Annotated in this window: 8 protein-coding genes; 6 read left to right on the top strand and 2 right to left on the bottom strand. The window is 74.8% G+C overall.

Annotation, left to right across the window (positions count from 1 at the left end; translation table 11 throughout):
• The first annotated feature begins 57 nt into the window (after positions 1–57).
• The 5 genes from smc (at position 58) to VF202_02135 (ending at position 7,526) form a co-directional block, all read left to right on the top strand.
• Positions 58–3,510: a chromosome segregation protein SMC gene (gene smc, locus VF202_02115; GenBank protein ID HEX7038887.1), complete on the top strand. Its 3,453-nt coding sequence runs from the start codon at positions 58–60 to the stop codon at positions 3,508–3,510.
• A gap of 8 nt (positions 3,511–3,518) precedes the next feature.
• On the top strand, positions 3,519–4,226 hold the full coding sequence (locus VF202_02120; protein HEX7038888.1) for a biotin--[acetyl-CoA-carboxylase] ligase: 708 nt from the start codon (positions 3,519–3,521) through the stop codon (positions 4,224–4,226).
• 134 nt (positions 4,227–4,360) lie between these two features.
• A complete protein-coding gene (locus VF202_02125; protein ID HEX7038889.1) occupies positions 4,361–4,873 on the top strand; it encodes a response regulator in 513 nt (170 codons plus the stop codon).
• Positions 4,873–6,141 carry a HEAT repeat domain-containing protein gene (locus VF202_02130; GenBank protein ID HEX7038890.1) on the top strand — a complete coding sequence of 423 codons (1,269 nt, stop codon included), beginning with the start codon at positions 4,873–4,875 and terminating at the stop codon, positions 6,139–6,141. The genes VF202_02125 and VF202_02130 overlap by 1 nt, the downstream gene beginning before the upstream one ends.
• Entirely contained in the window at positions 6,138–7,526 is a 1,389-nt protein-coding gene (locus tag VF202_02135; protein HEX7038891.1) for a glycosyltransferase, read from the top strand. Before VF202_02130 ends, VF202_02135 begins: the two co-directional genes overlap by 4 nt.
• A gap of 13 nt (positions 7,527–7,539) precedes the next feature.
• On the opposite strand, the gene VF202_02140 is transcribed toward VF202_02135, so the two are convergent.
• Entirely contained in the window at positions 7,540–8,538 is a 999-nt protein-coding gene (locus VF202_02140; protein ID HEX7038892.1) for a tyrosine-type recombinase/integrase, read from the bottom strand.
• Between the two features lie 114 nt (positions 8,539–8,652).
• On the opposite strand from VF202_02140, the gene VF202_02145 reads away from it, so the two are divergent.
• Complete coding sequence (locus VF202_02145) at positions 8,653–9,231, top strand: hypothetical protein (GenBank protein HEX7038893.1); 579 nt, start codon at positions 8,653–8,655, stop codon at positions 9,229–9,231.
• Between the two features lie 38 nt (positions 9,232–9,269).
• Here VF202_02145 and VF202_02150 read toward each other — a convergent pair.
• Positions 9,270–10,277, bottom strand: a 1,008-nt coding sequence (locus VF202_02150; protein HEX7038894.1) for an ATP-binding protein, incomplete at its 5' end; no start/stop codon positions are given.

The raw sequence follows: 10,277 nt of genomic DNA on the forward strand, positions 1-10,277 counted from the left end.
CCGGAGCCGACGACGCGGGGGCCCGGGCCCCCGCCCCCCTGCGGGTTATCTTGCGGCGTGCGGATCGCCTCCCTGACACTGCAGGGCTTCAAGAGCTTCGGGGACCGCACCACCATCGAGTTCTCCCCGGGCGTCACGGCCATCGTCGGCCCCAACGGCTCCGGCAAGTCGAACATCATCGACGCCCTGCGCTGGACGACCGGCGGCGGCAGGGCTTCCGCCTTCAGGGCCGAGGACAAGACCGACCTGATCTTCCACGGGGCCAGCGGCAAGCGCTCCGTGAGCCTCGCCGAGGTCGAGGTCGAGCTCGTCGGCCCGCGCGGCGGCGTGAAGGTGTGGCGCAGCCTCGACCGCGACGGCAACACGCGCCTGCGCCTCAACGGCAGGAACGCGCGGTTCCTCGACGTCGAGGAGGCGCTGGCCGGCTCGGGCCTCGGCCGCTCGGGCCTGGCCGTCATCGGCCAGGGCGAGGTCAGCCAGGTGCTCATGGCCGACCCCGAGCGGCTGCTCGCCTACGTCTCGGAGGCGGCCGGCGCCGCCCGCCTCGCCACCCGCCGCGACCAGGCCGCCGAGCGGCTGGCGGCCGCCGACAGGCACCTCGAGAGGCTGCAGGAGCTGCTCGCGAGCCTACAGGAGCGCGAGCGGGTGCTGACCGAGGAGGCCGAGGGCGCGCGCCGTCACGCCGCGCTCACGGCCGAGGCGCTGCGGCTGCGCTACACGGCAGCGGTGCTGCGCCGCGACGCCCTCCTGGCCGAGCTGGCGGCCCTCGACAGGCGGCGCGGCGAGGACGAGCAGCGCCTGGCCGAGGGACGCGCCGCCCTGGCCCAGCTCCGCAGCGCGCTCGATGCCGCCAGGCGCGACCACGAGCGGGCGCAGGAGCGGCTGCGCGCCGCCGCCGCGGACCTCGAGGCGCGGCGCGGCGACGTGCGCGTGGCCGAGGAGCGCGTGGCCGGGCTCAGGGCCAAGGTGGCGGGCCTCGAGAGGCGCGAGGCCGACCTGCGCGCCGAGTCGGGGCGCCTGGAGGCCGTGACGGCCCCCGCGGCGCCGGACGACACCGTCGAGGCCGCCGACGCGCGCCTCGCCGCGCTGGTCGCGGCCGCGCGGGAGGCCGCGTCCCGCCACGCCGGCGCCCGCGACGCGGAGGCCGCCGCGTCAGCCGTCCTCGAGGCGGCCCGCCAGCGGGAGTCGGCACGGCAGCGCGACGCCGCGGCCCGCGGGGCGCGCCTGGCCTCCCTGGCCGAGCAGGAGGCCGAGCTGGCCGCGCGCCTGCGGCGCGCCGAGGCCGCCGTGGGCGGACGCGAGCTGGCCGCCCTGGAGGCCGCCGCCGAGGCGGCGCGCTCCGCCAGGGACGCCGCGAACGCGGCCCTCGAGCGCGCCAGGCAGGAGCTGGCCGAGGTGCACGAGCGGCAGGCCCTGGCCGCGGCCGAGGCGATGTCGACGAGGCGGGCCGCCGAGAGGCTGCGCGCCGCCTTCGAGGCACGCCGCGGCTACGCCCAGGGACCGCGCGCCGCGCTCTCCTCGGGGATCCCGGGCGTGGTCGGCTCGGTGGCCGACCTGCTGCGGGTCGCGCCGGAGCACCAGGCCGCGATAGGCGCCGCGCTCGGGCGACGCGCCGAGTACGTGGTCGTGGACACGGCCGCGACCGGCGAGCGCGTGATCGAGCACGTGAAGAGGGCCGGCGGCTACGTGACCGTGCTGCCCCTCGACCTGATCAGGTCCAGCGCTGCGACGGTCCCGGCCTCCGTGCTGGCCAAGGAAGGCGTGGTGGGTCTCGCCACCGGCCTCGTCGCGGTCGACCCCGCCTACGCCGGCGTGCGCGACATGCTCCTCGCCGGCACCGTCGTGACCCGCGACCTGCGCACGGCCACCGCGATCGCCCGCGCCGAGCGCCACCGCCCCCGGTGCGTGACCCTCGAGGGCGAGGTCCTCGAGGCCTCCGGGGCGATGAGCGGCGGCCGGCGCTCGCAGCAGCAGGGGAGCGTGCTGGGCCTGGCCGCCGACCTCGAGGACGCCGAGGCCGCGGCCGAGGCGGCGCGGCGCGCCGCGGAGGAGGCCATGGCGGACCTGGAGGCCGCCAGGCAGACCGTTCGGTCTCGTCAGGAGGAGGCACGCGTCGCCGCGGAGGGGGCCGAGCGCGCCGAGGCCGCAGCCGCCAGGGCGCGGGAGGAGCGCGCCGCCGCCACACGCCTCGTAGAGGAGCTGACCGAGCGCCTGACGGCGACCCGCACGGCGCTGGCCGCGGCCAGGAGCGAGGCGGCGCGCGAGGAGCCGGACGCAGAGGCCGACGCCGCCGACCTCGAAGCGGTGCGCGCCGCCTTCGAGGCCGCCCGCGCCGGGCTGGAGGAGGCGCGACGCGCGCACGCGGAGGCCGAGGCGGCGGTGGCGGGCGCGCGCCACGAGCGCGAGCTCCTGGCCGAGCGCTGGGCGGCGCACGCCGCGGCCCTCGAGCGCCTCCGGCGCGCCAGGGCGAGGCAGGAGGAGATCGCCGCCGAGCTGGACGTCGTCGCGCGCGAGCGCGAGGCGACGCGCGCGGACCTGGCGCGCGCCGCGGCGCGCCTCGAGGAGGCCACCGCGAGCCTGCCCGCCGGCGTGGAGGAGGAGGAGCGGGAGGTCGTGCGCGCCCGCGGCGTCGTCATCGAGCTCGAGGAGGAGCTGGGCCGCCGCACCGAGGAGCAGGCCCGGATCGCCCAGGCGATCGAGGAGGCGAAGGTGCAGTCGGCGCGGCGCGAGACCGCGCTCGAGCTGGTGAACGAGGAGCTCGAGGACTTCCCGCCCGGCGTGGCCAAGCTGGAGCTCTCGGAGCGCGCCGCCAGGCAGCGGCTGCGCGAGGTCACCGACGCGCTCGAGGCCCTGGGCGCCGTGAACCACCGCGCCGCCGGCGAGCTCGAGGAGGTGAGGGCCAGGCGCGAGTCGCTCGAGGTCGAGGCCGTGCAGGCGACCCTCGCCGTGGCCGAGCTGCAGTCAGCCCTGGAGCGCATCGACCGCGAGACCAGCGACCTGGTCGACGCCGCCCTGCAGCGCCTGAGGTCGTCGTTCGGGCGGCACGTCCAGCACCTCTTCGGGCCGGACGCCCGCGGGGCGATCGAGGTCGACACCGACGGGCGCCGACCGACCGGCGTGAAGATCCGTCTCACGCCGCCCGGCAAGCAGACGCAGTCGCTCCACCTGCTCTCTGTGGGCGAGCGGACCATGGGGGCACTGGCGTTCCTCTTCGCGCTCATGGGGGACGGCTCCACGGGCCTGCCTGTGGCGGTGCTCGACGAGGTTGACGCGCCCCTCGACGAGGCCAACATCCGCCGCTTCGCCACGTTCCTCACGCGGCTGGCGCGGCACGGCACGCAGTTCATCCTCATCACCCACCAGAAGGCGACGTTCGAGGTCGCCGACGCGCTGTGGGGCGTCACGACCGAGCGCGGCGTGAGCCGCGTCTTCAGCGTCAGGCGCGCCGACGACCCGCCGCAGGACCAGCGCCCGGGCGTCGGCGGGCGTCCGGCCGTCGCCGCCGACTGACCACCGGCGTGGGGCGCTTCCGACTGCTGCGGCTCGACAGCGTCGCCTCCACCCAGGACGCGCTCGCGCAGCGCGCGCGCTCCGGCGAGGACGTGAGCGGCCTGGTCGTGCGCGCGCTGGAGCAGACGAGCGGGCGCGGCCGGCGCGGCACGGCGTGGGCGTCGCCGCGCGGCGGCAGCTACCAGTCCGTCGGCCTGGGACGCGAGGCGTGGCCGTGGCTGACGCTGGCCCTGGGCGTGGGCGTCGCCGAGGCGCTGAGCGTGGGTGTCGGGGCCGGCGTGAAGGTGAAGTGGCCGAACGACCTCTACCTGGGGGACGGCAAGCTCGGCGGCATCATCGCCGAGGTCGTGGCGGGCCAGGTGATCGCGGGCGTGGGCGTGAACGTGGCCAACGCGCCGCCCCCCGGCGGGGCCGCCCTGGCGGGCGCCGAGCCGGAGGCCGTCTCGGACCTCGTGCTGGCCGGGCTGGAGCGCGGCGTCGCACTGGCGCGGGACGGGGGAGAGGCCGTGCGCGAGCGCTTCGCGTCGGTCGACGCCCTGCGGGGCCGCGAGGTCTCTGTCGTTGTCGGCGCCGAGCGCGGCGGCGAGGCCCTGACGGGCGTGGCCGTCGGGGTCGACGCCCTCGGCGCCCTGCTAGTCGCGGTGGCCGGCGCGGGCGCCCCCGTGCGGGTCACCGCCGGGCACGTCACGAGCTTCGGCCGCCCGGCGGGGGCCTGAGGGGAGCCGGCCGGCCGCCGCGCCCCGCTCAAAGTCCCCAGGCCCGCCTCTTACCTGCCGCGGCGCCACGACCCGCGCGCTCTCATGTGGCTTTGGTCTCGTCGTGGGCGCGAATCCCGGCCTAGAGTGCCGACATGCACAACTCGGTCGCACGGCCCACGGGGGACCCGAGCGGGGTGGGGGAGCGAGACGATGGCGCCGCGGAAGCGGGGGCCGCCGGCGCGATCTGGGTGGTCGACGACAGCGAGGCGATACGCGTGCTGGCGAAGAGCGCCTTCGAGCGCGCGGGCTGGCGCGTGACGGCGTTCGAGGACCTCGCCGGCGCGCGGGACGCGCTGGCCGCCGGGCCGGCGCCCGACGCCGTGCTCCTCGACATCCACCTGCCTGACGGCAACGGCCTGCACGACATCGGCGCCTTCGCGGCGACCGGGGCGGCCGTGGTGGTGGTGAGCAACGTGGCCGGGCCCGATCAGGTGGAGGCGGCCTTCGCCGCCGGCGCCGGCGACGTGGTACCCAAGCCCTTCGACCTCAGGAGCCTGCTGGCGCGCGTGGAGCGCGCGGCGCGGGCGGCGAGGGCGGTGCGGCCTGTGGCTCCCGCCGCGGAGGCGCGGGCAGCCGCGGGGGTCGGCGGGGCAGAGCTAGGCTGATGAGCGGCGCCGGGCTGGCGCCGCTGTTCGTCGCGATCCTCGTCGTGGCGGCCGCGGTCGGCGCGACGATGTTCGCGATGCTCGTCTGGTTCGTGGCCGGGCAGGGCACCGCCGGCGCCTGGCGCTCGCTCGTCGTGGCGCTCACCGTCGCCGGCGTCGGCCTGGGCGCCGTGGCCATCGTGCACCTCGCGCTGGTCGCCGTCAGGCACGAGGCGACGCGGCGGCGCGAGCGCCGCGTCCACGAGTGGACCGGGGCCTGGGCCGAGGTCGCGTCCGGCGGCCGGGTGCCGTTCGTGCCTCCCGAAGCGCGCCCCGTCGCCTCGGAGGCCGCCGCCCGCGTGATCCAGCAGCTGGCGGGCGAGGGCGCAAAGCGCGTGAGGGCCGGCCTCGCTACCAGCGGCGTGCTGCCAGCCGAGCTGGCCTCCGCGGCCCGGGGCATCGGCGTGCCGCGCAGCCGCTCCACGGCGGCTCTCGAGCGCCTGGCGTGGATCGCCACGCCCGACGCCCTGCCGCTGTTCGCCCGCGCGGCCCGCGGCCCCGACGTCAGGAGCGCGCGGGCCGCGCTGCTGGGCATGGCGAGGGTGCTGGCCGAGCAGCATCTGCCCGACCCCGTCGGACGCGAGCTGGTCTCGGCGATCGAGGACCACCTGGCCAGCGCGCCGGACCCGGCCGGCCTGCGGACGTTCCTGTCGACGGTCCTGCTGGCGACGGGAGACCACCTGTCCTGGCTGTGCGCCCGCCTGCTGCGCCGCAGCGAGCCGGAGGTGGCGCACGTGGCCGCGCTGGAGGCCATCGGCCTGTCCCACCGCCCCGAGGCGCTCGAGCTCGCCACCGAGGCGCTGCTGGGGGCGACCGAGGACGAGACGGCCGCCGCCGCGCTGCGCGCGCTGGCGCGCGTGGGGCACGTGCCGGAGAACGCCCACCACGCCGTGCTCGAGGCGACGGAGTCGGCGCACCTCGGCACGCGGGTCCAGGCCGCGCACGCGCTCGTGTGGCTGCCGCCCGAGGTCGCCCTGCCCGCCCTGTGGACGCTGCTCGGAGACACGGCGTGGGAGGTGCGACGCGCGGCGGCGCAGGCCCTCGCCCGCAGCGGGCCGCCCGGCGAGGCCGAGCTGCGGCGTGCCGCTGCCTCGCACCCCGACCGGTTCGCCAGGGACATCGCGGGGATCACGCTGGCGGCCTCCCGCGGGGCGAGCGGCGCCGAGGAGCCGGGACCCCCGCGACCGCCCGCGCGTGCCGCGCTGGCGGCGGCGGAAGGCGCCCCGTGAGCGTCGTCGACGCCCTGCAGCTCGTGGTCCTGGTGGCCTTCGCGGTCATCAACGGGACGCAGCTCGGCGGGCTGGTGCTGGCGTCGCGCGCGCTGCTCATGCGCGACAGGCGCGCGTCGCGCCTCGAGGAGGTCGCGCTGGCCAGGGCCGCGACGTACCTGCCGGTCAGCTTCCTCGTGCCCGCCTACAACGAGGAGGCGACGATCGTCGGCAGCGTCCGCAGCCTGCTGGCGATGCACTACCCGGAGTTCGAGCTGATCGTCGTGAGCGACGGCTCGAAGGACGGCACCATGGCGGTCCTCCACGAGGCGTTCGACCTCGTCCCCGCCGTCGCCAGCCCGCGCCGCTGCACCCAGCACGCCCGCGTGATCGGCACCTGGCGCAGCGCCACGCACCCGGCCCTGACCGTGATCGAGAAGGAGAACGGCGGACGCTCCGACGCGCTGAACGCCGCGATCGAGCAGGCGCGCTACCCGATCTGCGTGGTCATCGACGCCGACAGCCTCGTCGACCCCGAGGCCCTGCTCCTGGCGGGCACGCGCTTCCTCGACGACCCCACCCTGGTCGCGCTGGGCGGCTCGATCCGCCCCGTGAACGACGCGATCGTCAGCGGCGGCAGCGTGCGCCTGGCCCGCACGCCCCGCAACTTCCTGGCCCGCTGGCAGCAGCTCGAGTACGCGCGCGCGTTCACCGCCGCCCGCGTCGCGATGAGCGAGCTGGGCTGCCTGATCCTGATCTCCGGCGCCTTCGGGCTGTTCAGGCGCAGCGCCCTCATCGCCGTGGGCGGGTACCGCACCGACACCGTGGGCGAGGACTTCGAGCTGACCGTGCGGCTCCACCGCTACTTCCGCGACAGGGGAGAGCCCTACCGCATCGAGTACCTCGTCGACCCCGTGTGCTGGACTCAGGTGCCGGAGGAACCGAGGGTCCTGCGCAACCAGCGCGACCGCTGGCACCGCGGCCTCTGGGAGGTCCTGTGGGCGCACCGGGACATGCTGTTCAACCCGCGCTACGGCCGCATCGGGTTCTTCGCGCTGCCCTACATGTGGTTCGTCGAGGGCCTCTCGCCCGTGTTCGAGGTCTCCGGCTACGTGCTCGTCGCCGCCCTGGCGGTCCTCGGCCAGCTCGACGCGGCCTTCGCCGCGGCGTTCTTCGCCCTGGCGCTGCTCTACGGGCTGCTGGTCAGCCTCGGCACCACGGCCCTGGACGTCGTGCTGCCGCACTCGCCGCGCCGCGCCGTCGACAGGCTGCGTCTCCTGAACGCCGTGATGACGGAGAGCCTCTGGTACCGACCGTGGCTCGCGTTCGTGAGGCTCGTGGCCACCTTCGGCGTGCGGAGCAAGCGCGGCAAGTGGGGCACGATGACGCGCCGCAGCTTCGGCTGAGCCGTCGCGCCGGTCACCAGTCCTCGATGTCGTCGCCGATCGCCTCGGCGTCGATCTTCGCGTAGATGCGAGTCGTCTGGATGTCGGCGTGGCGCAGGTGCGCGGCGACCCGGCCGAGGTCCTTCGTCTGGCGGTAGTAGCGCGTGCCCGCGCCGTGCCTGAGCCCGTGCACGCCGGCCGTCCCGTAGTCGACGCCGGCGCGCGCGCACAGGCGCCTGAAGCGCCGCCTGGCGTGGTCGGCGGTCCAGGGCAGCACGTAGGCCTGGTCGCGCTGGCGCTTCTCGCCGGCGCGGTAGTCGGGGTCGGCGGAGAGCTCGCTCAGCGCCTCGCGCAGGCGCCTGGTCATGCGCACCGTCGCCGCCTTGCCGCCCTTGCCGGAGCGCACGCGCAGCGTGCTCGTGCCCATGTCGACGTCGTCCCACCTGAGGTCGGCCATCTCGCCGATGCGCAGCCCGCCGTGCGCGCCCAGGAGCACCATCACCCGCTCCGCGCCGGCCGCATGCCCGAGCAGCGCCTCGACCTCGCCGTCGCGGTACGGCCGGCGCTTCTCCCACGGCGGCGTCGGGTCCTTGGCGACGCGCACGTCGTCGAACGGCCGCGCCTCGGTCGCCCCGGCCCACCTGAGCGCCTTGTACAGCGTCCTGGCCGCCGCCAGCTTCACGTTCAGCGTCGCCGGCGACGGCGGCTCGCCGCCCGTCAGCGCTCCGGCCTCGAGGCGCCGCACGTAGACGACGCCGGCGTCGCGCGCCGGCCGCAGCAGGTTCTCGCCGGCCCAGGCCGCCAGCAGGTCGGCGACGCCGCGGCGGTAGGTGCGCAGCGTGTGCCGGCTGACCCGCGCGCCCTTGGCGCCGTGCAGGAAGAGGTAGGCTTCGGTGAGCGCCCAGAGCTCCTCGGCGTGGCGCTCGTTCGCGGCCTTGGCCGCGCGGCGCCTCAGCTCGTCGGGCGGCAGGCCCGCCCAGGTCTCGGCACGCGCCAGCGCGGAGCCGTCGTAGGGGGTGATCTCGGCGGCCATGCCGGCCAGCTTACACAGGTCTGATAAGACTAGTTATCAGGCTTTTCACATGCGCCCTTCGTGACGGATCCCGACCTTTGGTTCCTACTGTGCCCGTAGGTTCGATGAGAGATCGTGGACCGGGGGAACACCATGACAACGAGGCAAGTACTAGGGATCGGCGGTTCGCTGGTTCTCGTAGTCGGCGTCTTCGCGCCGATCGTCAGCGTCCCGATCGTTGGAGACCTTAACTCCTTCCAGAACGGTCGGGGCGACGGCACCATCGTCCTAGTCCTGGCACTCATATCGCTGTTGCTTGTAATGCGCGGACTCTACAGGGGTCTTTGGGTCACGGGCATCTTGAGTGCCGCTACTCTGACCATCTTGTTCCTGAACGTTCTAGATGGCATAGGTGACGTGCGGGCACACTTGGAGCGTGAACTCGCTGGAAACCCGTTCCGCGGGCTTGCCGACGTAGCCATGCAGTCTGTCCAGATCCAGTGGGGCTGGGCGTTGTTGGTAGTCGGGACTCTTGGACTACTTGCCGCTGCGGGCACCCGCGATGGGGACTCGATCGGAGACCTGGAACAGCTCGATGTGCTCACATGCTTGTCGGTGGTTGCCAGGGGGCAACAACTGGCCCGGGCAGCGAGCGAGTTCGCGCCGGACTCCAGTGACGGCGGCGCTGCAGACAGCCGAAGTCATGCTCAGTAAGCCGCCCTATCGGGCGACCTACCACTCATCGATCGGCCTCAGACCACGCGCCACCAGGGCGAAGCAAGGACGTCCGGCGCCAGCCATCGGGTCTGGTCGCCGGTGTGCAGGAGTAGCCCGGCACGCGCCATGTCACGGTACTCGGTTCTGAAGCGCCTCAGGTTCGCCGCGTCGCCCAAACGCGGCCGCGCGGTCGCCTTGACCTCTATGGGGAGCAGGTGCCCCCCGGCCTCGACGACGAAGTCGACCTCCTCGCCGGCGACCGTGCGCCAGTAGTAGACGTCCGCACGCTCCGATCGTGCGTCACGCCAGGACATCAGGTCGTGGAGGACGAGGTTCTCGAGGTGCGCGCCACCTGGCTGAGTGCCGCCTGCTAGGTGGAGGGCGAGCCCAGTATCACTCCAATAGAGCTTCGGCGACTTGATGAGGCGCTTGGCTCGATTGAGCGTGAAAGCAGGAAGCCGCACCAGCACGTAGGACGTCTCCAGCAGGTTGAGCCAGCGGTGGACCGTGGACTGGGGCAGGCCGACGGTCCTACCGAGCTCTGTCTGGTTCACGACCTGGCCGAGCCTCAGGCTCGCGACTCGCATCAGGCGCGAGAAGTCCGCCAACGAGCTAACCGACGACAGCTCTCTCAGGTCCCGCTCTAGGTAAGTCCTCACGTACCCGTCGAACCAGATGGACCTGTCTCCGTCGTTCTCCAGCTCGAGGGCCGGCGTCGGGAACCCGCCTCGTTTCGCCTGAGCCTGCCAATCGGCGGGGCCGGGTCCTGAGGCGAGCAGCTCCGGCCATTCTCTGTCGGGGGTCGAGAGGAGCTCCTCCCACACACCTCCCCGGCCCTCGCCGAGCTGCTCGCGTCGCGTCATCGGCCACAGCGTCAGGTAGCTCGCCCGGCCAGCGAGGGACTCCGAGACCTGGCGCATCATCAGCAGGTTCGCCGATCCGGTGATCAGGAACCGTCCAGCCACACGCTCCTTGTCTATCTCTCGCTTGACGGCCTGCAGCAGCTCGGGCGCGCGCTGCACCTCATCGAGCGTGACTGGCTC

This window comes from Trueperaceae bacterium, from assembly GCA_036381035.1.
Classification (GTDB): domain Bacteria; phylum Deinococcota; class Deinococci; order Deinococcales; family Trueperaceae; genus DASRWD01.